20 protein-coding genes and 1 pseudogene are annotated in these 25311 nt (G+C 40.0%); 8 read left to right on the top strand and 13 right to left on the bottom strand.

The genetic code is table 11. The annotated features are described in order from the left end of the window. Positions 1-21: 21 nt before the first annotated feature. From L659_RS0100790 to L659_RS0100800, 3 genes are all read right to left on the bottom strand, one after another. Positions 22-486: a nuclear transport factor 2 family protein gene (locus tag L659_RS0100790; protein ID WP_024589261.1), complete on the bottom strand. Its 465-nt coding sequence runs from the start codon at positions 484-486 to the stop codon at positions 22-24. 91 nt (positions 487-577) lie between these two features. Beyond that, positions 578-3004 (bottom strand): ATP-dependent helicase HrpB, encoded by a 2427-nt coding sequence (gene hrpB, locus L659_RS0100795; protein WP_024589262.1) that lies wholly within the window; start codon positions 3002-3004, stop codon positions 578-580. 83 nt (positions 3005-3087) lie between these two features. Further along, the gene (locus L659_RS0100800) at positions 3088-3501 is read right to left on the bottom strand and encodes a group II truncated hemoglobin (protein WP_024589263.1); all 414 of its coding nucleotides are present in this window, start codon (positions 3499-3501) and stop codon (positions 3088-3090) included. A gap of 280 nt (positions 3502-3781) precedes the next feature. On the opposite strand from L659_RS0100800, the gene L659_RS0100810 reads away from it, so the two are divergent. Further along, positions 3782-3979 carry a CsbD family protein gene (locus L659_RS0100810; RefSeq protein WP_007581220.1) on the top strand — a complete coding sequence of 66 codons (198 nt, stop codon included), beginning with the start codon at positions 3782-3784 and terminating at the stop codon, positions 3977-3979. Positions 3980-4048: 69 nt separating this feature from the next. Here the strand turns inward: L659_RS0100810 and L659_RS0100815 are convergent, their stop codons facing one another. The 9 genes from L659_RS0100815 to L659_RS0100855 form a co-directional block, all read right to left on the bottom strand. Next, positions 4049-6310, bottom strand: coding sequence for a xanthine dehydrogenase family protein molybdopterin-binding subunit (locus L659_RS0100815; RefSeq protein ID WP_024589264.1), 2262 nt, complete (start codon positions 6308-6310; stop codon positions 4049-4051). After that, positions 6307-6804, bottom strand: a complete 498-nt coding sequence (locus L659_RS0100820; protein ID WP_002958127.1) for a (2Fe-2S)-binding protein — start codon at positions 6802-6804, stop codon at positions 6307-6309. The genes L659_RS0100815 and L659_RS0100820 overlap by 4 nt, the downstream gene beginning before the upstream one ends. A 542-nt stretch (positions 6805-7346) precedes the next feature. Continuing rightward, positions 7347-10445, bottom strand: a complete 3099-nt coding sequence (locus tag L659_RS0100825) for an Ig-like domain-containing protein (RefSeq protein ID WP_155945817.1) — start codon at positions 10443-10445, stop codon at positions 7347-7349. Between the two features lie 210 nt (positions 10446-10655). Continuing rightward, a complete protein-coding gene (locus L659_RS0100830; RefSeq protein WP_024589266.1) occupies positions 10656-11411 on the bottom strand; it encodes a hypothetical protein in 756 nt (251 codons plus the stop codon). A gap of 10 nt (positions 11412-11421) precedes the next feature. Next, positions 11422-12048, bottom strand: coding sequence for a DUF2971 domain-containing protein (locus tag L659_RS0100835; RefSeq protein ID WP_024589267.1), 627 nt, complete (start codon positions 12046-12048; stop codon positions 11422-11424). 199 nt (positions 12049-12247) lie between these two features. After that, positions 12248-14878 (bottom strand): methionine synthase, encoded by a 2631-nt coding sequence (metH, locus tag L659_RS0100840; RefSeq protein WP_024589268.1) that lies wholly within the window; start codon positions 14876-14878, stop codon positions 12248-12250. Positions 14879-14887: 9 nt separating this feature from the next. Then, positions 14888-15961: a homocysteine S-methyltransferase family protein gene (locus L659_RS0100845; RefSeq protein WP_024589269.1), complete on the bottom strand. Its 1074-nt coding sequence runs from the start codon at positions 15959-15961 to the stop codon at positions 14888-14890. Beyond that, positions 15951-16898, bottom strand: a complete 948-nt coding sequence (locus L659_RS0100850; RefSeq protein WP_007376156.1) for a homoserine O-succinyltransferase — start codon at positions 16896-16898, stop codon at positions 15951-15953. Before L659_RS0100850 ends, L659_RS0100845 begins: the two co-directional genes overlap by 11 nt. A 214-nt stretch (positions 16899-17112) precedes the next feature. Then, entirely contained in the window at positions 17113-17760 is a 648-nt protein-coding gene (locus L659_RS0100855) for a porin family protein (RefSeq protein WP_024589270.1), read from the bottom strand. Between the two features lie 333 nt (positions 17761-18093). Between L659_RS0100855 and ettA the strand changes: the two genes are divergently transcribed. The 5 genes and pseudogenes from ettA (at position 18094) to L659_RS0100880 (ending at position 22561) form a co-directional block, all read left to right on the top strand. Next, positions 18094-19767 carry an energy-dependent translational throttle protein EttA gene (gene ettA, locus L659_RS0100860; RefSeq protein WP_007581203.1) on the top strand — a complete coding sequence of 558 codons (1674 nt, stop codon included), beginning with the start codon at positions 18094-18096 and terminating at the stop codon, positions 19765-19767. A gap of 156 nt (positions 19768-19923) precedes the next feature. Beyond that, a complete protein-coding gene (locus L659_RS0100865; protein ID WP_007581201.1) occupies positions 19924-20292 on the top strand; it encodes a PilZ domain-containing protein in 369 nt (122 codons plus the stop codon). A 53-nt stretch (positions 20293-20345) separates the two neighbouring features. After that, the gene (locus tag L659_RS0100870; protein ID WP_024589271.1) at positions 20346-21254 is read left to right on the top strand and encodes a histone deacetylase family protein; all 909 of its coding nucleotides are present in this window, start codon (positions 20346-20348) and stop codon (positions 21252-21254) included. 62 nt (positions 21255-21316) lie between these two features. After that, positions 21317-21810: pseudogene (locus tag L659_RS01000000122830) on the top strand (TlpA family protein disulfide reductase). Between the two features lie 85 nt (positions 21811-21895). After that, positions 21896-22561: a hypothetical protein gene (locus L659_RS0100880; protein ID WP_024589272.1), complete on the top strand. Its 666-nt coding sequence runs from the start codon at positions 21896-21898 to the stop codon at positions 22559-22561. On the opposite strand, the gene pdxR is transcribed toward L659_RS0100880, so the two are convergent. Further along, complete coding sequence (pdxR, locus tag L659_RS0100885) at positions 22562-24019, bottom strand: MocR-like pyridoxine biosynthesis transcription factor PdxR (protein WP_024589273.1); 1458 nt, start codon at positions 24017-24019, stop codon at positions 22562-22564. It lies immediately after the preceding gene. A gap of 106 nt (positions 24020-24125) precedes the next feature. Here pdxR and L659_RS0100890 point away from each other — a divergent pair, with 106 nt between their 5' ends. Continuing rightward, positions 24126-24701, top strand: a complete 576-nt coding sequence (locus L659_RS0100890; protein WP_024589274.1) for a GNAT family N-acetyltransferase — start codon at positions 24126-24128, stop codon at positions 24699-24701. Then, positions 24701-25288 (top strand): FMN-binding negative transcriptional regulator, encoded by a 588-nt coding sequence (locus tag L659_RS0100895; RefSeq protein ID WP_024589275.1) that lies wholly within the window; start codon positions 24701-24703, stop codon positions 25286-25288. The genes L659_RS0100890 and L659_RS0100895 overlap by 1 nt, the downstream gene beginning before the upstream one ends. The last annotated feature ends 23 nt before the right edge of the window (positions 25289-25311 follow it).

The following is a 25311-nucleotide window of genomic DNA, read 5'->3' on the forward strand; positions in this document are numbered from 1 at the left end:
TTCGTTTATTCGTTTATTCGTTTATTCGTGATACTTGCGGATCATCGCCACTTTGCCGTTTTCAATTTCAATCACTTCCATCATTGTGGAGGTGTATTCTATTGGCTGCTTACTTTGCGGGTGAATGCCCTTTGCATGACTCTTATAACGAATAGCAAAGCCTGTATCATTAAACACAAATGTATTAAGCAGTGTGCTTTCAAACAACGTGTGCGCACCTAAGTAAAAACTCATACCTTTGCGCATCTGCTCTTTGCCATCAGGAGTACGTAAGTCATCCGGTTGATACGGAATATGCTGATTACCAATATCATCGGTTAACAATGCAAGATAAGCCTCAAGCTCTTTAATACCTGCGTTAGGTGCTTGTGTGGCGGTCATTGTTTTATGGTACTGCTGCGCAAACGCGTTTAAGTCGAGTGGCTTTTCAGCATACGCCGAAAAAGCAGTTACTAGAGCCAAGCCTAACGTTAAAAGTAACCTCATTGACTATTCCCTGTAGCTAAAAATATTTTATAGGTACATTACATTAGTAAGTTCAATAATCAAACAAAATCAGTTTTAAGTGAATTATCACCTACATTTTGCTCTTTACTCTGTTGGTTGCAACGCTGTTGGCAGGATCGTCTGGCCAAAAATGTTTAGGGTAGCGGCCTTTCATTTCCTTTTGCACGTCGCGGTAACTGCTAGCCCAAAAGTGCGCTAAATCTTGAGTAAGTTGCAGTGAGCGTTTACCCGGCGATAGCAACTCCATAAGCAGTGGCAATTTACCGTTGGCAAGCATAGGCGTACTGGTCAAGCCGTAAACTTCTTGCATACGCACGCTTAGCTTTGCGGGGCCGTCAAGTTGGTATTCTATTTTTATATTTGAGCCACTGGGCACTGTTAAGCGCAGTGGTAACAGTGCTTTTAAAGCTGTTTGGTGTTGCCAATCAAAACAGTTTTGTAATGCCTCAAGGTAGTTAAACTTTTTAAGCTGTGTGAGGGTTTTAATATCTTCTAAAAACACGCCTAGCCACTGCGCTGCATTTTGAATAAGTTGTTGCTCATTTATTTGTGGGAATTTATCAGGCATTAAATTACTTGCTAAGCTCATACGTATCAGCAATTGCTGCGCATCAGGTTGCTCGTTAAATAATGCAAAGCCATGTTTAGCAAATAAGCTAAGCCACGCTTTAGCACGCTCGCCCTTATCTAATTTTTGTTTACTAGGCTGGCTGGTGAGCGTTATAGCACCAAGCTTTACTTCATCTTGATGAATAAAACGTGCTGATTTTTCGTCAAACTCACAGCGAGTAAGTTCACTAAATAAATGCGGTAAAAATTCTTGTAACTCAAATGGGTTAAGCGCGGTGGCAGCAAATATACGCCCTCCTTTGTGCCCGCCCATGGTTGCTATAGCTAAGTAATCGTCGTTGTGCCAGTAATCGGCATTTAACTCAGCACCTGCACCGTTGGCAAGTAGGTAACCATTACCGCGTTTTTTAGCAATACGATCTGGGTATGCCAATGCCACTAGCAAACTAATATAATGCGTATTTAATTCGCTGTTTTCGTCTTTTACTTTTAAGCGGCTTTGCCAATATTTTAACTGTTGTTTAAATACCGGATGCGGACGTTGCTGTTGGCTATGCAGCGCTAAACTCAACTCGTTTGGACTATTTACTCGGCTCTCAAGTAATGCCACTAAATAAATAGCAAGGCGATAAGTACCAGGGAGTTGGTCATCAAGTATTTGGGCTTTTAGTAGCATATGCGCCAAACGAATATCAGCACCAAAACCTAACATTTTACTGCCAAGCGGTGTGAGCTTACCTTTGCTATCAATAGCTTCTAGCATGTTAAGCAGGTTACTTGCCTGCTCGCATTGTTGCTCAGTGGGCTTATCGAGCAAGGTTAGCTCATCAATACTGGCTCCCCATTGCTTTGCCTCAAGCATAAGTTGGCTTATGTCTGATGTGAGTATTTCGGGATTGTCGTGGCTATTACGTCGTTCAAAAGTTTGCTTTGAGCCAATTCGATAAACAATGCCCGGCTCTATTCGCCCTGCACGCCCTGCACGCTGCACAGCAGATGAGCGCGATATACTTTGTGTTGTGAGCTCAGTAACCCCTGTTTTTAAATTAAAGGTCGCTGCACGGCGCTTGCCGCTGTCAATTACAATGCGTATGCCTTCAATAGTTAAACTGGTTTCGGCTACATTGGTGGTAAGCACTACTTTGCGTATGCCATTTGGCGCGGGAGCAATAGCAGCTTGCTGATTGGCTTTATCTTGCTCGCCAAATAGCGTTACTACTATACAGTTACTCGGTAGATCGGTGAGTGCTTGTTGTACACGTAGTATCTCAAATTGCCCAGGTAAAAATACCAATGCGCTACCTGTTTGTTCATTAAGTGCTTGTTTTATTATGCTAGGAATTGCATCAAGCCAGCGGCTTTCATCTTTTATGGGTATGTATACTTCGTCTATTGGGTAGCTGCGACCGCTTGATTGAATTACAGGGCAATCAAAAAACGCTGTATAACGCTCAGTATCAAGCGTTGCCGACATAAGCATAATGGTTAAATCTTCACGCAGCGCACTTTGGGTCTCGAGCGCAAAGGCAAGTGAGGTGTCGGCTGCAATTGAACGTTCATGAAATTCATCAAATATAAGTAAATCTATATCGCTTAATTCGGGGTCGTTTTGCAGCATGCGCGTTAGCATGCCTTCGGTAACTATCTCGAGGCGCGTATTCGCGCTTACTTTACTCTCGCCCCTAATCCGCAAACCTACACTTTGCCCAACACTTTCGTTTTGGCACTTTGCTAAGTAACTGGCAATATTACGTGCAGCTATTCGGCGTGGCTCTAGCATTACAATACGTTTAAAATGCCCATCGCGCATTAGTTGCAGCGGCAACCACGTAGATTTACCCGCACCAGGTGGCGCTTGTAATAACGTAATAGGATTACTTTGTAATGTAGTAACGAGTTGTTGATATATGTCTTGAACCGGCAGCACAGCTATTTACTCTAAATTACTTTGCAGGCATTGTAACAAAAAACCAAAGCCTAGCTGCGGTTGATGTTTATTAATAATTGCTATTAACTACCCGATACCATTCTAATTCGATCTGCAGGCACTCGTAATTGCTGCATTAAGTAAATTTTAAATGGTGCTTCGTAAGGTTGCTCATCAACCGCTTTTTGCATGCACAAAAGCCATGCGTCACTTTGCTCAATTCCTACATGTAGATGTTTGTGCGCTTGAGGAATGTTAATACTGCCAAAATGTTCAGCGTATAATTTAGGACCACCTAACCAGCCCGACAAAAAGTAAGCAAGTTTTTTACGCGATGCCAATAAGTCTTTTGAATGCATACTCCTTATATGTTCAGCCTCTTTTAAAGCGTCCATATTATCGTAAAACGCATTCACCAATTGTGTAATACCTGCTAACTCACCTGCCATTTTGTATGAGCAGTCACCCACTCCGTATTCACACGTTTTTGTATTCATAACTCACTCAGGTTAACTACTTTATTTAATACCTGCATATTAGCTTAAAACAAAAATTTAAGAATGAGTTACATCAAAGCGGCGTATCTTATGTCAGCAATAATTACAGGCTGCTATGTATATTTTTTAATAAAAAGCGCAATATTAAAAACAAAATCGCTCAACATAAAAATATAACCAACTGATAATAAAAGCAATAAAACCATTATTATTCATTGGTACAAGGCTTGCTACTTTATAACTGACAGTTAATTCACTAACCTAAAGTAAGGATAAACTTATGAACAGCGATCGTATCGAAGGTAATTGGAAAGAACTTAAAGGTAAGGCTCAACAAAAATGGGGCGATCTTACCAACGACGATTTAGATAAAATTGAAGGTAGCCGTACAGAGCTAGTTGGTAAAATCCAGCAGCAATACGGTAAATCTAAAGAAGAAGCAGAGCGTGAAGTTGATGAGTTTGAAAAAGGTCGTTAAACCGCGTTAACCGCTTTTAAAAAAACCGCCATTTGGCGGTTTTTTTTGTTTAAGCTGTAGGTTATTTAGCTACGCTTTTAATTGGTTACCAATCGGTAACTGCCTAATACGCTTTCCGCACGCTGCAAAAATAGCATTACATAATGCTGGCGCATAAACTGGTGTAGACGGCTCGCCTACTCCTGCTGGTGGTGCATCACTTTGTACAATTTCAACGTCAATCTCAAGAGGTGCGTCGCTCATACGCGGTACGCGATAATCATGAAAATTACTTTGCTGTACGCGCCCTTTATCAAAGGTAATACCATCGCTGATTGCAGTTGTAATCCCATAAATAGAGCCACCTTGGGTTTGGTTTTTCACGGTGTCGGTGTTTACAACAGTACCCGCGTCAATGGCAACCCACGATTTAATCACTTTTAAATCGCCAGCATCCGACACTTCTACCTCAACTACCGTAGCTACGTAAGTTAAAAAGCTTCTGTGTGCTGCTATGCCTAAACCTCGACCTTTAGGAAGCTCTCGCCCCCATTTACTCATGTCAGCTACTTTTTCAATAACATGGCGCAGTCTGCCAATATCTAAAGGATAAACCGCTTTATCGCCACCGTAATTATCGTATGTGGCATTTTGCTCGGTTACATCAACAATACGACTCGGACCTATCGTGTCTAGTAAATAGTCTTTTTGGTCGCGACCGGCTTTGTGCGCTGCTTCGCCAATAAATGACTGAATAGCAAAGGCATGAAAAATATTTGATACAGAACGCATCCAACCAATTCGTGCTTTGGCTTGCGCATCACCGTTTTCTAACTTCATGTTAGGTGTGTTAATAGGGTTATCGGTAAATCCTAAGCGCAGTTCAAAGCTCCCTGGCGTAGTCGCCCCTTCTGAAAAGGTAGAGGTAATAGGTGAAAACGCGGTGCGATGTAAATACGATTCTATTGCGCCATTTTTATCTAGTGATGCTTCAATGTGCTGAGCCGAAACTGCATGGTAAAAACCATGTTGTATGTCGTCTTCACGCGTCCATTGCACACGAATAGGCTTGCCTACTTTCATTGAAAGGTAAGCTGCCTCTGCTGAAAAGTCAGGTTTTGACTTACGCCCAAAGCCGCCTCCTAACATGGTAACGTTAACGTTAATTTTGCTCTCGTCCATGCCAAGCATTGCAGCCACTGTTTTCATATCGGCTTGTGGATTTTGCGTAGCAGCCCATATATCAACACTATCTTTGTTGTACATAGCTGTTGCACAAGGCGGCTCCATTGGTGCTTGAGCAAGGTGCGGTGCGTAATAATCAGCTACGAGTTTATTGCTCGATTTAGCCAACACGCCCATGGCATCGCCTTTATCACGTATGTTTGCCTGTGGAGTTTGTACTGTTTTTAGTAATGACTTTTTAAATTCTTTTGAATTGTAATCGCCATTTTTGCCATCATCCCACACTACTTTTAATGCTTTACGCCCTTGCCATGCAGCCCATGTGTTTTTAGCTATAATCGCAATTCCGCCTTTTGGCTGAAACTGCGGCGCGCCTTTTGGTGCAGGAATTTCAATAACATCTATAACGCCGTTTATCGCTTTTGTAGCACTAGCATCAAACGACTTAACAACACCGCCTACTACCGGCGGGCGTTCAATTATAGCCACCAGCGCTTGTGGTTCGCGTACATCGGCTGCAAATATAGCTTTGCCTGTTACTAAATCGGCTAAATCTATGTGCGCCATACCGGTATTAATGTAGCGCCATTCTTTGCGTGTTTTAAGTGTTAGTTTGTCAGCTTCTGGTGGCGTTATTGTAAATGCTAAGTCGATTAAATCTTTATAAGTAAGTGATTTACCTGAGCTGTGAGTAACAACGTGCTGTACTGCGGTACATGTTTCTGGTTTTACACCCCAATGCTTAGCGGCAGCAAGCTGCATCATGTAACGCACACTTGCGCCCATTTCACGCAGGCGCTGCATGTTGTAGCGAATACTGCGCGAGCCATCGGTATTTTGATCGCCGTATTTAGGATCGCCCTTACCCTGAATAACAATAACCTTATCCCACGCGGCTTCCATTTCATCGGCAACTATTTGTGCAATCGCGGTGCGAATTTGCTGACCCATTTCAGAGCGATGGCACGTTATTTCAACCATGCCGTCTGGGCGCAGTGCAATAAATAAGTTTGCGCGTTTTGCCAGCTCAGATGGCTGCTCTAACACACCCGCAAATGCTCTTGGCGCACTGCCTACAAAATAAGTACCGAGTACTAACGCACCTATCGCACTGGTTTTTAAAAACTTACGACGGTTTAAATCAAAGTATTTGTTATCTTGGTTCATACTTCTTCCCCTTGTTCATTTGGGTCAAAATACTGAACACTCGCCATTGTTTTAGCAGCTGATTTAATTGCTTTATGAATACGCGGGTATGTACCACAACGGCAAATATTTCCCGACATATTACTTACTATTTCATCGTCGGTTGGGGTTGGGTTTGCAGCTAATAAGCTTGCAGCTTGCATCATTTGGCCGCACTGGCAAAAACCACACTGCGGTACTTTATGCTCAACCCATGCTTGTTGCACTGGGTGATCGCCCTGCTCGCTTAACCCTTCAATTGTTGTAATTGAAAGACCCGCTACTGCCGCTACAGGCAATACACACGAGCGCTGAGCTACCCCATCAATATGCACGGTACACGCACCGCACTGAGCCATACCACAGCCAAATTTAGGCCCAGTTAAATTCAATTCGTCTCGGAGATACCATAATACTGGCGTTGACGGATCGCCAGAAAACTCATGTTTATTACCATTAATGGTAAGCGTGATCATACTAAACTCCTTGGCAAAGCGCTTTACAGGAGGGTTCCTTGTTGCGCGAGAACTATTTTTAATTACTTACTATTTTATACTTACTACTTTTAGCCTACCACTTAGATCTGTTTTATAAAAATACTAATTATTAGAACGTTTAAACCACATTGAAATTATTAACGTCTGATTATTAGTATTAGACTAGGGACTGCAGACCTTTTTAGATTGAAGTTCACTCAATCTAGGGGAGATTTAATCGCGGCGGGAGGTTTGTAAACAACAAAGCGTAAATTGCCCCTATGCAGAATCCTCGGGGCAGTGCATGTTAAACCTCGAAAGATAAACAGCCCTAAATAAAAGCCTAAAAACATCCAAGTTAAAACTTACAATATATTTAAGCAAAAATCGTATTAAGTAACCACATCGTTATTAGCAAAGTGTAGGGTTATACGAACACCTATGACAAAAGTAAGCAATAAATCGTTGAGTTTAAAAAGATTATTAATAAATAAAAAACCGCCATTTGGCGGTTTTAGATAGTGTAAATAAGCTTTTAACTACTAATTAAAACGGCGTCTACCAAATAAAACCACTGATAGCAGCGTAAGTAAGTAATAAATACTGCCACCAGAGCTAGAGCCTGAATCAGATGAAGGAGTCGCTACCGCAGCAGCTTGCTTACCTTCAACGTTTATAGTCACGGTTTGAACTGCTGAACTATCAAATTTATCTTTAGCTACATAACTAAACGTTACTACATGATCAGATTCGCTCGTAGGAGTTAGTTTAAACAATCCAGTATCAGGCTCAAATGTTAAAGTTCCTGAATTTGGCTCAGTTACCACTTCAAATTCAAGTGTATCGTTGTCGCTATCTAATGCTGAAAAGCGACCATTCACTTCACTCTTATAAGAGGTGTTATATGTTACATTTTGAGCTTGTGGGGCTGTATTTGTTAGTTCAATAACAACATTATGAAGCTCAGATTCAACTAAAGAATCTTTCACTGTAAAGCTAACTGATACTGGCTCAACCGAGTCACCACTTGGTGAGAAGGTCACGCTACCTAAAGCAGAATCCATTAACTGAATTTGCCCATGAGCAGGCGAATTTTTAATTTGAAATACTAATTGCTCAGCGTCTTCATCCACACCTTCTAGATTAAAGTTAAGCGGTGTATTCCAATGAGTTTGCAGTGTCATATTATTTGCTGTAGGTGCTGTATTTGTGAGCTCTAACGTTAAGCTTGATAACGCTGAACGTGAACGATCTTTTACTGTGTAGTAACTAAGCTCGTCAATGCCTACAGTCCCCGAAGGTATATAAGTTAGTAGACCCGCCTGTCTGTCGGTAAACTCGACCCTACCCAGAGTTGGTCTCTTATTTAAAACTACATAATCAATATCATCTGATACAGGTAAATCTATTTGTATGCTTTTTAAAACATGATCAGAGTAGCTTACAGCTTCAGGCTTAGCTAAAGGCTCAGTAACTTGATTAGAAAACACCTCCAATGACCGACCCGCCAACAAGGTATAATCAACATTATTATACGTAGACGTTGCTAACCAACTGTCATTATTATTACGCTCAACAGTGTATGAAACCACATTGCTATCTAGGTTATATTCACCAAACTGATCTGAACACGAATACTGCACAAACCCAGCTCTTACAGACACAATGTTATTTAAAGAGTTTTGGCACACTTCACTAATTAATGTTGTCTGCCCATTTAAAGCCACTTTATAAAGTGAGCCATTATAGGTAGATGCAACTAAAGTTTCTTCTCCATTAATTACAGTATTAACCAAGCCGTTAAAACTTTGTTCTAAAGCAACTTTAGAGATAGTGTTTTCAGAGTAGTCATAACTAATGAGGTAGTCACTAACAAGACTAACCACATCTATATTTTCGTTATTAAGAAAGCTTCCAGTTACTATTGAACTCATACCGCCCCAATAAAATCCTAAGCGAGGCGATGTTTTTAATAACTCTCCAGTTTGCCCATTTAATACTTTAAAAAAGGTACCTTCACTTCCTGTATGCTCAGCACCATTACCTACTATTATTTCTAGCTTGCCATCATTATTAATATCTAACGTTGTTAAGGTACTAATGTAGTCTCCGCCGCCAAGATATGTTTGAAATAGCTCTTCACCCGTTTCAGGTGAAAACACCTGTACATTCGCATCGTATATAGCAGAGCTGCCAGCAATAATATAATTCTTACCATCATCAAACAGCTGAGCAGTAGTGACTAAATTATTATTATCCCAATCGTTATTAACGCTTATGTTTGTAAGGATTTTTTCATTAGTTTGTGTATCTACTATATGCAAAGCGTTACTGTCACGCTCGGAATAAAGTATATCTAAGCTTCCGTTATTATTAATATCGGCAAGTGCTAACGCTTTATTTGAGTAGTACTTAATGCCTTTAGCCCACTGTTGAGTTTTGTCATCCGTGTTGTGAATATAAAAACCATCTTCACCTGACGAAGAATAACCTGAGCCCCAAGCAATATTTTGCTTACCATCACCGTTAAGGTCATCTACAACAATGCCCGACACACCATGCTCTGGATTATTAATACTCCAAAACTCAACACCTGTTGTGAGTGAAAGCGCGTATAAACTCCCCCACTGACCATCGCCGTAAACTAAATCGTCGGTACCATCATTATCAATGTCTGCAACTATTACTTTATCAATATCTAAGTCGCTTTGGGCTGTCCATAAAATGCTTTCAGTGCTTGGGCTTAGCATTTCTATGCTGTACCAACTTTGCCCATTAATCACTTCATCTAAGCCGTCGTTATTAATATCAACAGCAATTAAATGCTCGCCATTAATACTTACACTAAGTTGTTTATGCAGTACAAATTCTGAATTTTCGAATCTATAAACCGCACCATCACTAAATAAAACTTCTTTTGCATTAGCCTCTGTAAACGAGCCTGTCACAAAATTTTGTGGTACGTTTTCAAGCACCGCAATTTCAGATAAATCGAGCGAGTTAAGTACAAAAAGCTTACTACTTTGGTAAACAAAAAGCTCATCTTGCCCATCGTTGTTTATATCAAACTTATCTGCTGCTCTTGGGTAATAAAACTCTTTACTCAGCTCTATCTCTTGAGTGACTAAATTAACTTTATGTACTGCGTTATTTTCTAAAACATATAAGTAGTATGTATCTGCCACTGTATCTTTAATTAGCGTGGTATCTTCAATATAGTCATCAAAGTCGTAGCGAGCAGTTACTTCATACGCACCTTTCACATATTCTATAATATTAAAATTGCTCTCTTGGGCGGATATAATGTGCTTACTACCCACACCCGACAAAGGTGCCACGTACAAGCCTTTTCGACCTGTTGAGTTGCCTAACGAAAATTCACGAAATACGCTGCTAAGCTCTATGCTTTCCTCGTCTAAGGCAGCTTGAGTAAAGCTATTATTTTTTATAATTGGCGCGAGTAGAGGTTTTTTAGATAAACTTTCAAAATGAGCTTTATCAAAATTTATTTTTTGATCGTTAATTAAAACAGCATCACCGTAAGTATTTTCTTGAGTGTTTTTTATAGGCTGAGCGTGAGTATTGGCATTCACTGAATACGCGCTCATCATGAGCAACGTAAGGCAAGATAGTTTAATCAATTCCATAATCCTTTGTATTTCTTTATTTAATCACGTCACTACAACTGCAACGTTCCATTAACACGGCATTATATAGAGTAGCAACCGGAAATAAAGAGGCGATTAACAAAGTTTTACAAAGAGATAGAAGAAATAAAGTAATAACATTTAACTTGCAGCTAAAGCTACTTTTATAGAAATTTTAGCCGCATACTTACTAATAAAAAGCGATTATTGAGTGCTTATAACATCTTCAGACAACAACCTCTCATCGTCTTTATAAACTTCAAGCCAACCTGGCGGCGATGTATCACAGCCAATAATAGTTACTTGTAGCACATAACTATAGCGACCATTTTTAAAGGTATAATGATGATTCCCACCGCTACCTTCAAATGTAATATCGCCATTTAATAAAACCATATCAGGCTTGTCGCTTGGTTTTTTATTAATACCCCACACTGCATACCGATAATTATGATCGCCTAAATCATCAACTCGAATATGGTAGCTAGACGTTTTCCAATCGAGTACTGGCTTTTCAAAAGTATTAATACTTGCGTGCAAGGATTGCTTACCTTGCTCGATTAAGCTTTTAGCAAGTGCCTGCTCTTTAGTATTTTGTGTATTTACAGCAATAATTTTACCGTCAGTATCTACCCACATAACGCCGTTATTTAGCATAATGCCGCGCCAACCAACTTTATCCCAATCGATATCAATGTTTGAACTGGCAATAACTTTGGCGAGTTCATCGTCAAACACTTCATCAAAGCGGTTAATAAACTCAGCTTCATTTTTAATGTCAGGTATGGGGTACTGTCGTTTTAGTGGGTAATAAACAAGCGAAGCAATAGCTGCTTTATCGTTACCTTCAAAGGCAGCAATAACAGGTGAAATGAACTCGTGATATTTTTTCTCAAGAGCAAATGTGCTAGATGTGAAAAGTAGAGATAGGCACAGTAGGATGTGGTTTAGACGCTTCATTTATAGTCCTTTATTTATTCTGATGCTTAACAATCTTAAATGACTTGAAAGCAGCTCTAGCATATATAATTTCAACACCTCTATCCTGAATGCAGAGGGACTTTTCTAGCTCGCTTCGAGTTAATTTTGACTGGCATCCAATAATTATTTTAGATAGTTTCATATCCTCATTGAATGGCTGAAAATAAAGATCATTTTCTTTTTCAAAATTATTAAGGTCCCGAATTGTTCTATATTCTTTTTCATATCCCCAATGTTTGAATTTAGAAAGTAATAACTTTAGTGGGAAGTTTCGATCATCTATTAAATTACTTTTAAACCTTTCAGAATAATATTTTACTTCTTGAGCACCCTCTTTGTTAGATAGCTCAAGTTCCACACATATGCCCTTGTGATTATTAGCATAATGAGCCCACTGAACAGGGTTTGACCAAATTTTACTAAAGCACAATATTCCAAATTTTCTTGAAACATCTAGTTTCATCTTATTTAAGCTTGCACGTATATTAGGTGTACTAGTTTCAATACCTAATAACTCAAAAGGGTCATTCAAATTATCGAAAGTTGAGGCCTTAATCCTCCTATTTGATAAATTTTTTAAGCCAAATACCTCATCCATGTAATGATAAAGCTTCATTTAATCTATAATCCTATTATTTTTAGAAAAGAATATTTTCCTGAATAAAAATCACGTTGCTCAGCTTTTTATTACTACTTATACTAAATAAACACTGAATACATATGAACCAATTTTTACATCTTTTCAATTATATAAAAAACGAGCCTATCTTGGCTCGTTTTTATTTTACTGATAGCTAGAAACTAACCGTTTCGCTTTACTCCGGATCATACCCCAAGTTAGGTGACAGCCATCTTTCAGCTTCTTCAAGCGTCATATTGGTTCGTTTAGCGTAGTCTTCTACCTGATCGCGTTGTACCGCCGCTACTGCGTAGTATTTTGCTTCGGGGTGTGAGAAGTACCAACCTGAAACAGCAGCACCTGGCCACATGGCGTACGAGCTGGTTAGCTGCATGCCAATGCGTTTTTCGGTGTCGAGCAACTGCCAAATTTTCTTTTTCTCGGTGTGCTCTGGGCACGCTGGGTAACCTGGCGCTGGGCGAATACCTTGGTAGTTTTCGCGTATTAGCTCATCGTTTGCTAGGTTTTCGTCTGGTGCAAAACCCCAATACTCTTTACGTACTTTTTCGTGTAAGTATTCTGCAAACGCTTCGGCGAGCCTGTCGGCAACCGCTTTAATCATTATTTTGTTGTAGTCGTCTTGCTGTACATCAAACGCATTCGCTAAGTCGTCTTCTTCTAAACCGCCCGTTACTGCAAACGCGCCAAAATAGTCTGGTGTACCTTTGGGTGCTATATAGTCGGCTAGGCAGTAATTAGCAAAGTCGGTTTTTTCGGTTTGCTGACGTAAATGGCACGAGGTAGTTAACAGCTCTTTGCGTGTTTCGTCAGTATATATTTCTATGTCGTCCCCAACGCGGTTAGCAGGGAATAAACCTATTACGCCAAGTGGTTGCAAACTGCCTGCTTTTTCAAGGTCGTCTAACATGTCGTTAGCGTCTTTAAATAAGCTTTGCGCTTGCTCGCCTACTACTTCGTCGGTCATTATGCGCGGGTATTTACCGGCGATTGACCACGTCATAAAGTATGGCGTCCAATCTATGTATTTACGTAAAGTGGCAATTGATACGTTTTTAAACTCGATCACGCCGAGCTTTTTAGGCACCGGTGGCGTGTAGTTATCCCAATCAAGTTGTGCTGCGTTATCGCGTGAGCGCTGGATTGTAACAGGCTTAGAGCGAGGTTTTTTACGCGCTTGTTGCTCGCGTACTTTTACATATTCAGCTTGGGTTTTTTCTAAAAAACCAGGCTTATGCTCTTTTGATAATAAATTAGATACTACACCTACCGCACGGCTGGCATTACTTACATACACTACGCCTTTGTCATATTGCGGCTCAATTTTTACTGCGGTGTGCGCTTTAGAAGTAGTAGCACCACCAATTAACAGCGGCAGTTCAAAACCACGGCGTTTCATTTCTTTTGCTACGTGTACCATTTCGTCAAGCGATGGGGTAATTAAGCCCGACAACCCAATAATATCGGCTTTTTCGTCGATGGCGGTTTGGAGTATTTTATCGGCAGGTACCATTACGCCTAAATCAATAACTTCGTAGTTATTACACTGTAGTACCACGCCTACAATATTTTTACCTATGTCGTGTACGTCGCCTTTTACGGTCGCCATCACTATTTTACCGTTAGTTGAGCCTTCTTCTTTTTCAAGCTCAATGTATGGGTCTAGGTAGGCTACGGCTCGCTTCATTACGCGCGCCGATTTAACAACTTGTGGTAAAAACATTTTACCTGCGCCAAATAAGTCGCCTACTACGTTCATGCCGTCCATTAACGGCCCTTCAATTACGTGAATAGGTTTAGCTGCTGCGGCGCGGCATTCTTCGGTATCTTCATCTATAAAGGTAGTAATACCTTTAACAAGCGCGTGCTCAAGGCGTTTTGCAACAGGCCATGTGCGCCACTCTAAATCTTCTACTCGCTCGGCTTGCGCCATACCCGAGTATTTTGGTGCAAGCTCTACTAAACGCTCGCCTGCGCCTGAGTCGGTGTTAAGTATTACGTCTGTAACGGCTTTACGTAGTTCTTCTGGTATATCATCGTAAACGGCTAGTTGCCCCGCATTTACAATACCCATGTCCATACCAGCTTGAATAGCGTGATATAAAAACACCGAGTGAATGGCTTCACGTACGGGGTTATTACCCCTAAACGAAAACGATACATTTGATACACCGCCCGACACTTTACAGTGCGGCAAATTTTGCTTAATACGGCGAGTGCCTTCAATAAATTCTACGGCGTAGTTATCGTGCTCTTCTATACCGGTGGCTACGGCAAATATATTAGGGTCGAATATAATATCTTCTGGCGCAAAGCCAATGTCTTCTACCAATATTTTATAACTGCGCGCACATATTGCGAACTTACGGTCTGCCGTGTCGGCTTGCCCGTCGGTATCAAACGCCATTACAACAGCGGCTGCACCAAAGCGTTTTATTATTTTAGCTTGGCGAATAAACGGCTCTTCACCCTCTTTTAGCGATATTGAGTTAACAATTGCCTTGCCTTGAATACACTTTAAGCCTGCTTCTATTACTTCCCATTTTGAGGAGTCGACCATAATTGGTACGCGAGAAATATCAGGCTCTGAGGCTATTAAGTTTAAAAACTTAACCATGGCGGCTTTTGAGTCCAACATGGCTTCGTCCATGTTTATATCAATAACCTGTGCGCCATTTTCTACTTGTTCGCGTGCCACTGTTAGCGCGGCTTCAAAGTCTTCTTCCATGATTAAACGTTTAAACATGGCAGAACCCGTTACATTGGTACGTTCGCCGACATTAGTAAATACTGCTATTTGTTGGGTCATGCTGGCTCCTTAATTTAAGTTACAGGCTTCAAGGCCTGATAAACGCATGCGTACTTCAAGCTCTGGTAGTTGGCGTGGTTTAACGCCCGCTAAACCTTTTGCAAAAGCGCGAATATGCGCAGGCGTGGTGCCACAGCATCCGCCTACTATATTAATAAAGCCCGATTTACCCCAATCGATAATTTCGGTTGCCATATCGCCCGCTTCTAAGTCGTATTCACCAAACTCATTGGGTAAGCCCGCATTAGGGTGTACCGATGTAAAGGTTTCGCACACGCGCGACAACTCTTCTACATATTGGCGCAGTAAATCAGGACCAAGCGCGCAGTTTAAACCAATCGAAATAGGCTTAATATGGCGAATAGAGTTATAAAATGCTTCAGTTGTTTGTCCCGAAAGCGTACGACCAGAGGCGTCGGTAATAGTCCCCGAGATCATAACTGGTAATGTGCGCCCTGCTTGCTCAAAGGCTTCTTCTACGCCAAACGAGGCCGCTTTTGCGTTAAGGGTGTCGAATATAGTTTCGATTAGTATTAAATCGGCGCCGCCCTCCATTAATGCAAGTGTTGATTCAATATACGCAGCAACCAGCTTATCAAAGGTGACATTTCGGTAACCCGGATCGTTTACGTCTGGCGAAATTGAACACGTTTTAGCTGTCGGCCCTAAAACACCGGCTACATAGCGCGGTTTTTCTGGCGTTTTAGCCGTAAATTCATCACAAATGGCGCGTGCTAATTTAGCCGACTCTAGATTTATTTCACGACTTAGGTTTGCCATGTCGTAATCTTCCATCGAAATAGTGGTCGAGTTAAACGTATTGGTTTCGATAATATCGGCGCCCGCTGATAAAAAACCACGATGAATATCAGTGATTAAATCGGGCTTGGTTAGGCTTAATAAATCGTTATTGCCTTTAATTAATACATGCCAGTCTTTAAAACGCTCTCCGCGATAGTCTTCTTCTTCTAGCTTATGATCTTGGATCATGGTGCCCATAGCGCCATCTAAAATTAAAATGCGTTCTTTTAATGCGGCGCTTATTTCGGCTTGCTTATTATTTGTAGGAGCGTTATTCGGCATAGTTGTTAGTCCTCACGTCTTGGCTAACTAAATTAATATCATACGGTGTGGTTTGGTACACGTAGTAATTTAACCAGTTCGAAAAAAGTAAAAAAGCATGGCTTTGCCACGTTTTTGAAGGTTGTTTAGTTGCATCGTCATCCGGAAAGTAATTTTCGGGCTTTGGTGCATTAGGGCTTTTTTTACAATCGCGCTCGTATTCTGCTTTTAGCGAGTCGGCGTCGTACTCTGGGTGGCCGGTTATAAACACTTGGCTACCCGATTTATTTTTAAGTAAGTAAGCCCCTACTCGCTCAGAACCTGCCAGTACAACTAGCTCATCACAGGCGTTTATTTTATTTATATCAATGTGGCCGTAGCGTGAGTGCGGTACCAAAAAGGTGTCGTCGAATCCGCGAGTCAGTGCGCCGTGATCAAAGTAACATTGGTGGGTAAATACGCCACACAGTTTGTCGTCTTTTAAATCGCGCTTTAAATTGTAACGGTGATATAGCGCTGCATGTGCTGCCCAGCACGAAAATAACGTAGAGGTAACATGTTGCTCAGCCCAATCAATAATAACCTTTAGCTCATCCCAATACGCTACATCGTCGTATTCTAAATGCGCAAGTGGCGCGCCAGTTACTATTAATGCATCGTAATTGTTGTCTTTAACCTCAGAAAAATAACGGTAAAAGGTATCAAGGTGCTCTTCTGAATTACTGCTACTGCGGTGAGTGTCTAGGCGCAGTAGCTCTACGTTTACTTGCAAAGGCGAGTTGGCAAGCAAACGAATAAACTGAACTTCGGTTTCTACTTTATTAGGCATTAAATTTAAAATAGCCAAACGCATTGGGCGTATTTCTTGCGTTTTTGCACGTGTTTTTGGCATTACAAATACGTTTTCTTGACGTAAACGTGCAATTGCCGGCAACTCGTCTTTTACTGTAATTGGCATACTTTACTCCTGCTCATAAAAACCGAAAGTTAATTATGAACTGAAAGTAAAAAATATCAACCTCTAGATGTATAGATGTCTAAATGAAATTTATTCATTCTATTAAATTAGGATTTACCGAGGTGGTATGTATGAGGAAAAACGCCTCTATTATAAAATAACCTGCTTTAATATTTTGAAGTAGCGCTACTAAAAACGAGTAGCACATATACAGTTAAAAACGGTAAACCACAGATAAATTAAGTGCGTAAATATCGCCTTCATCTGTATCAAAATATTGGTATTCAGCGCTTAATTGCCAGCGTTGAGTTAACCTAAAGTCAACGCCAGTTCCGTACGTTACGCCGCCTTCGTCGTAGTTTTGCTCAGTTATTAACGTAGAATTTGTATCTGTACCAGTTATTGATTCTGCAAGGTTTTTTAAGTCGCCTTCATTGTAACTTAATTTATTTCTACCATAGCCACCAAATAAAAACACATCAGATCGAGATGAAATTGGATAATTAGCTTTTACAAATATACTTGTTTGCAAATCAAGGCTTGAATCGATTTCGCTCTTAATGAATTCTGAGCTAAGCGAACCGTCCTGTGGGTTCTGAGTGTAAACAATTCCGTTTAAAGGAGTTGACTCATCATTTAACCCAAAACCTATACGCCCTTCTAATGCAAAGTATCGCGAAAACTGATATCCAAACCGGCCGTAAAGCGTTGTAAACTGTATGCTATCACTCTCGTATACATCAATTTGCGTAGACCCTATCCCTATTCCTTGGTAATAACCATTTACATGGAGTATGTCTGCTTGGCTCGAAAATGAGTATAAACCTAAAAGTAATGCCCCTAACTTTGTAACTATTTTCATGTTCATTCCTTTAAATCTTTGTAATATTTAATAATATGATGTCTAACAACAAACTAAGTGTGGCCTGCCTATATAACTTGCTTATACTTTACAGCTTGTAAATATACTGTACCACTTTTGTTAAAAATGGAATGTATTTGAACAATATAAAACAATAGATTACAGAATTTTACATAATAGAAATCCTGTAATAGTAGTGTTTTAAACGAGCAATCAAAACAAAGTACCGCTTAGGTAAGCGTATTGTTCTATACAGCATTCGTTGACTGTTTCACCCGTCAGCCACTACAATACAACATTGAAATTTTTATTATTATTTGAAGGCTTTCCTCCATGGTTTTACCTGATAAATTTATATTCTCGATGAGTCGAGTATCTAAGGTTGTGCCACCTAAGCGCACTATCTTAAAAGATATTTCGTTACACTTTTTTCCTGGCGCTAAAATTGGTGTGCTTGGTTTAAACGGTTCTGGTAAATCTACGTTACTACGTATTATGGCCGGTGTTGACCAAGATTTTGAAGGTGATGCACATCCTCAGCCTGGTACAAAAATTGGTTATTTACCGCAAGAGCCTGTTTTAGACGAAAGCAAAACAGTTCGTGAAATTGTTGAAGAAGCTGTTGGCGAAGTTAAACACGCACTTAAACGTCTTGACGAAGTGTATAACGAATACGCCATGGAAGACGCTGACTTTGATGCACTTGCAAAAGAACAAGGCGAGCTTGAAGCTGTTATTCAGGCGCACGATGGTCATAACATCGACAACGTTTTAGAACGCGCAGCTGATGCACTTCGCCTGCCAGAGTGGGATGCTAAAATTGAGCACCTTTCAGGTGGTGAGCGTCGTCGTGTTGCTATATGTCGATTATTGCTTGAAAAACCAGACATGCTTATTCTCGATGAACCAACTAACCACTTGGATGCTGAGTCGGTTGCATGGTTAGAGCGCTTCTTACACGATTACGAAGGCACTGTTGTGGCGGTAACGCATGACCGTTACTTCCTTGATAATGTAGCGGGTTGGATATTGGAGCTTGACCGTGGTGAAGGTATTCCATGGGAAGGTAACTACTCTTCTTGGCTTGAACAAAAAGATGCGCGCTTACAGCAAGAACAAAAATCTGAAAAAGCACGTCAAAAATCAATTGCACAAGAACTTGAATGGGTTCGTTCAAATCCTAAAGGTCGTCAAGCTAAGTCAAAAGCACGTATGGCTCAGTTTACTGAAATGCAGCAGTCTGATTACCAAAAACGTAACGAAACTAACGAGATGTTTATTCCACCTGGCCCGCGTTTAGGCGACCAAGTACTTGAAGTAACAAATCTTCGTAAGAGTTTTGGCGATCGCGTTTTAATTGACGATTTAAGCTTTAGTATGCCAAAAGGTGCCATTGTGGGCATTATTGGTGCTAATGGCGCGGGTAAATCAACGCTGTTTAAAATGATCAGTGGTGAGCAAAAGCAAGACAGCGGTAGCATTACCGTTGGCGAAAGCGTACACCTTGCTACTGTTGATCAGTTCCGCGACGGTATGGACGAAAGCAAAACTGTTTTCCAAGAAATATCAGACGGCCAAGACGTACTAAAAATTGGTAACTTTGAGTTCCAAAGCCGTGCGTATGTAAGTCGCTTTAACTTTAAAGGTAACGATCAGCAAAAGTTTGTTAAAGACCTATCAGGTGGTGAGCGTAACCGTTTACACCTTGCTAAGTTATTAAAAGCTGGCGGCAATGTGTTACTACTCGATGAGCCAACCAATGACTTGGACGTTGAAACACTACGTGCACTAGAGAACGCTATTTTAGAGTTTCCTGGTTGTGTAATGTGTATCTCGCATGACCGTTGGTTCCTTGACCGTATTGCTACGCACATTTTAGATTACCGCGACGAAGGTCAAATTAACTTCTTTGATGGTAACTATACTGAATACGAAGAGTGGCTTAAAAAGACACTAGGTGCAGCAGCAACTGAACCTAAACGTATTAAGTACAAAAAAATTGGTTAATATTTACTGTAGCTAATTTATTACAGTAATACTAAGCCCTGCATTTATGCGGGGCTTTTTTATGCCACCAGCATTACAGGAGCATATCCTGCTAGCATGTAGAGAATTACCCGCTATGCTTAATTTATTATAAAAACAGTAAGGCTAAATTAGGTTATGCAAAATCGTCGTCAGTTTTCTCGTGTTTTATTTTCAACCGATGCACAAGTGATTTTTAATGATCACCAATACCCATGTAAATTACTTGATGTATCTTTGCATGGCGCATTAATCACTAAATGTGATGCTTTTATTGGCAACCAAAATAGCCAAGCTGTTCTGCGTTTTTCGCTGCCTCAAAGCGAAATAGAAATAAAAATGGAGGTTGTGGTGTGCCATATAGAAGCAGATCATATTGGTTTAAAATGCCACCATATTGATATAGACAGCATTACTTATTTAAAGCGTTTAATAGAGCTAAACTTAGCTGATGACGAACTATTACATCGCGAACTCGCTATGTTGATTCACGACACGCAAGAATAGACTCATTTGGATTAGTTGATTACCATAGTGCAAACTTTTTAACTTGTGCAAACATGACTTTAAATCCACATTTACCTTTGGTGTATCACCCTAACTACTCGTTTAATTTCGATCCAAAGCATCGTTTTGCAATGAGTAAGTTTGCACATTTATATCAGCATGTTGCAGAGCTTGGTTTGATTGGCGATAACCTGGTTGAGCCAATATTAGGCACGCCAGAGCCACTTGAGCTAATACACTGCGAAAATTACATACACGATTTGTGGAATAACCGCTTAGATGAAAAAGCAATGCGTCGCATTGGCCTACCTTGGTCAAAAGAGCTTATGGCACGTACCTTTACAGCTCCTCAAGGTACTTTGCAAACAGCTCGTTTAGCACTTAAACATGGTATAGCGTGCCACTTAGCCGGTGGTACACACCATGCGCATACTGATTTTGGCTCAGGCTACTGCATGGTTAATGATTTAGCCTTTACCACGCAAACTTTAATTGAATCGGGTGAAGTAACTAACGTACTTATTTTTGATTTAGACGTGCACCAAGGTGATGGCACAGCCGCAATGTTAGAGCATCAAGCATACGCTTATACTTGTTCTATCCATTGTGAAAAAAACTTCCCCTTTAGAAAGTCCGCTAGCGATTTAGATATTGGCTTAGCCGATAATATGAAAGACGACGAATACCTTGCCGTAGTTGACGACACCTTGAGTTATTTACTTAAAGAGCTAAACCCAAGCTTGGTACTTTACGATGCTGGCGTTGATATTTGGCAAGGCGATGGCTTGGGTAAATTAGATATAAGCTGGGATGGCATAGTTAAGCGCGACCATTTAGTGCTAAAACGCTGCCTTGAACACAACACACCCGTTGCTACAGTAATAGGTGGTGGCTATGATAAAGACCATCTTCGCCTCGCTAAACGCCATGCTATTGTTGTTGAGCAAGCCGCTCGCTTTTAGTTTGAAATAAAAATGTTAAATTCTCGTTCTTATTTAATATGTAAAATAAGAACGAACATATTATGAAACAACTATTTATTGCCATCGCACTAATTTTTATAAGCTTTACAAGCCATTCGCAAGAAGAAAGTACGCAAGAAACATACCCTAAGCTACCTACATTAAATTTACAAATGGCTGATGGGTCTGCACTCAATACTCAAGATTTATTAGGTCAACCTTACGTTTTACACTTTTGGGCAACGTGGTGTCCGTACTGTAAAAAGCTGCAGCCAGCACTTCAAAAAATTGATGATATGGGCTTAAAAGTTATTGCCGTGAGCTTTAAAGAAGATGACGATGCTACTCCCGCTAAAGCGCTTAGCGATAGAGGTTATACTTTTAAAACAGCCGTAAAAGCCGATGCAATAGCACAGCAATTAGGTATACGAGGCACACCTACTACATTGTTTGTAAATAAGAAGGCAATGTAATTTGGCTGACTAATACGTCAAACCCAGAGGACGCAAACCTACATTTAAAGGCACGAACATTGTTGCACTCCATATCTGAGTAATAATATAGGTCTAAATTTAGTTTAAAAATATAAGTAATATAAACTTTATACTACAATTTAAGCTCATAAATTAATTGAGATTATAATGCGCCTACTACTTACTTTATTACTAATCACTTTAAGTGGCTTTGCCGCAGCTAAAGAAGAAAAAGCAGAACTTCCACCGGTAGACCCCGCTTACAATGCTGAGCATCCTATGGCTTTGGTTAATCAAGGCTCGTCTATTATTGCAATGAATTTACCCACCTATAATTTACCCAATGATGTGCAAGTTGTTTATAAAATAGGAAACCCCGATGTTCCATTTTTAGGCTTTGTTAGAAATGCCGAGTTAATCACCGTAAAGCCACAAGCGTTTAATATTCAGCATTTAATGCGTGGTGAAGAAATTACGATTATTGCCGATATTTACGAGGGTGATTATCAACAAGGTGGTAGTTTAATTTATTCAAAAAAAGAGTTGGTCTTGAGTAAGCAGCTGTATGCCAGAGAACTAAAAGATTTAAGTGAATCATCGCAATGGCAAGACTACGACATGATTACACTAAGCGGCACTGAGCGTATTTATATTCATAAAATTCAAAAAGCACCGAGCTATAACCATCTTATTTTTGTCGATTTAGTTAATGCGTGTATGCAAAAGCTTCGTACCTCAAAACGTGTCCCAGCTGAAAATGAGCTTACTTATAAATTTATTAATTGCGGCACCCTTAAACCACTTTATTACAATGCTGATGATTTTATGAAATAGTCATTTATATTCAGTTATTAGTTTGAGCCCTTGCTTCATTGCCTCAACTGATTGTCCTGCAAAGCCTAAGCGAACATAACTATATTGCTTAGGCATTAAACTTCTCACTGAATCAGCAAAGTAAAACTCATATTCTGCTTGTAAATATACGCTTTTACTTTGCATTGCTTGTTTTATATTACTCGTATTTTTATTTAAGTTAACCCACATTGCCATGCCGCCATCTGGCTTTTTATACTCTATTGGTAACCCCTGTGATTGCAGCAACGCCAACGTGTTGTCCATTGCTTCATAACGTTGTTTATAGTGTTTAGTCATGCGCTTTAAGTGTCGCTCAAATCCACCTTCTTGCATAAAGTGCGCAACGGCTAGCTGCATAACCACATCATTTTTATGATTCATTAACTGCTTCCATGCGGTTAACTGTGCTAATACTTCAGGAGCTGCACAAATGTAGCCAATTCTAGCGCCTGAGAACATGATTTTAGAAAATGTAGATAAGTAAATAATAATCCCAGCGGGATCGTCCCCAGCCATAGGCTGTAATGGCTGACAGCGATAATGAAACTCGTGATCGTAATCATCCTCTACAATCATTACGCCATACTCATAACATAATTGATAAATTTGCATGCGCCGTGTAGGCGAAAGCGTAACGGTAGTTGGGTATTGATGTAGCGGGGTTAAGTAGAGCATTTTTATTGGATATCGTTTAAGTTGCGCTTTTAAATCATCAACACATAAACCATATTCATCTTGTTTTATATCTATTAATTGCGCGCCACAAGCAGCAAACGCTTTACGTGCTGGCGGATAGCCTAAAGTTTCAACGGCTACGAAGTCATCTTTACTTATAAATGCCTTTGAAATTAAAAATAAAGCTTCTTGTGAGCCATTACATACAAGTAAGTCTGATACTTTTAAACTTCTAGTTTTATGTAAGTAATCACTTATCTGAGTTTTTAGCTCACTCACTCCAGCTATATCGCCATAATGAAGTTTACTGGTATCTAAATGATTAAATATATGACTTACAGAGCGTTTAAATTCTTTATAGGGAAAGCTATTTAAATCAGGAAGTCCACCTGCGAAATTATATACGTAGTCTTTTAAATTCATTGCCAGAGCAGGCACGGCTAACTCTGTAGCAAATTTATAAGGTTTTGGTGTTAAAACTGGCGTGTGCTCACAGTTAACACTGCTTTGAATTGGAAGTGTTTGAGTGACGCTATACCCAGAGCGTTCATGGGACTCTAGCCATCCTTCGGCTACTAATAACTGCAATGCGTTCATTATTGTATGACGGTTTAACTGATACGTTTGCGCCATAACTCGAGCAGAACTTAGTTTTGTACCAGGTGCAATATCTCCCTTTACGATAGAACCGCGCAGAGCATCTGCAACTTGTAAGTACTTAGCTTTGTTTGAGTTATTAAATTCAATATTAAGCGGTTGCATGTTATTCCTTTAAAACTGGTATAGCTAAAAAGCCAATTCTGGTTGTTTTTACCAAACCAAATAAGCGTACATTTGTTGCTCGTAAATAGCAAAGCTTAGAGGCAACATGTTTACTCAACAGATACATAAAACAAATAAGGTCATATTAGAGCCATTAAATTATGAGCATTTAAAAGGCTTATATAAAGCTGGGCAACATCCAAAAATATGGGAATGGGTATTAAGCAACTATACAAAAACACCCGAACAGTTAAAGGAATGGTTTACTACAAGTGCACAATTTAATAAAAAAGAACAAATTGTATTTGCCATAATAGACATAGCCAGCAAAGAGGTTGCAGGCACTACACGACTATTTAGATTAGATGCACATAACTTAAGTGCTGAAATTGGTCATACATTTATAAGCAATCACTGGCAGCAAACTTATATTAATACTCACACTAAATATTTACTGCTTAGCTATGCTTTTGACGCGTTGAATTTAGTGCGAATAACATTTAATACTCACGAACAAAATCAAAAATCTCGAAATGCAATTACTCGACTAGGAGCCCTATTTGAAGGTATAGCTTATAAAGACAGGCTCCTTAGTGATGGGAGTTACAGAAGCACTGCAAAATTTAGCATTATTGACGAGCATTGGCAGAGTATTAAATTACAGTTAGAGGAGAAGCTTTAATGTACCCACCAATACATTTTCAAGAACATAATATTGAACGTTTGCAGACATTAGTTGAGCAATTCCCTCTAGCGAGTATTTTAATGCCCTGTTCGCAAAGTGACTTAAATAATATATGCCAAGTACCTGTATTATATGAGTCCTCACGTAATGTATTTATGGCTCACGTAGCAAAACATAACCCGCTAGCGCAATGTGATAAACAGTCAGTAAAATTACTATTTAGTGGCGATAACTGTTATCTATCTCCCTCGTATAGTAATAATAAAACACTGCCGAGCTGGCTTTATTCATCAGTACAAGTAACTGCAAATGTGAATATTATTGAAAGCGATAATGAGAAAGACAAAATAATGCGGCAATTAACGAGCCATTTTGAGCAAGGCTTTACGCCAATGTGGAAGATTACTGACGTGCCCAAAAGCAATCGCCAAGCAATGTATCTACAATTAAGCTTTATAGAATTTACTCCCACTCATTGGAGTGGAAACTTTAAGCTAAGCCAAAATAAATCACCTGAGGTAAGAGCACGCATAAAACAAAGCCTAAAACTTGCCAATAAGCGCTCTATTGCAAAACTATTTTAGGCATAAAAAAAGGCTCTTTCGAG

The sequence above is a fragment of the Pseudoalteromonas sp. S8-8 genome (genome assembly GCF_000497875.1).
GTDB lineage: Bacteria > Pseudomonadota > Gammaproteobacteria > Enterobacterales > Alteromonadaceae > Pseudoalteromonas > Pseudoalteromonas arctica.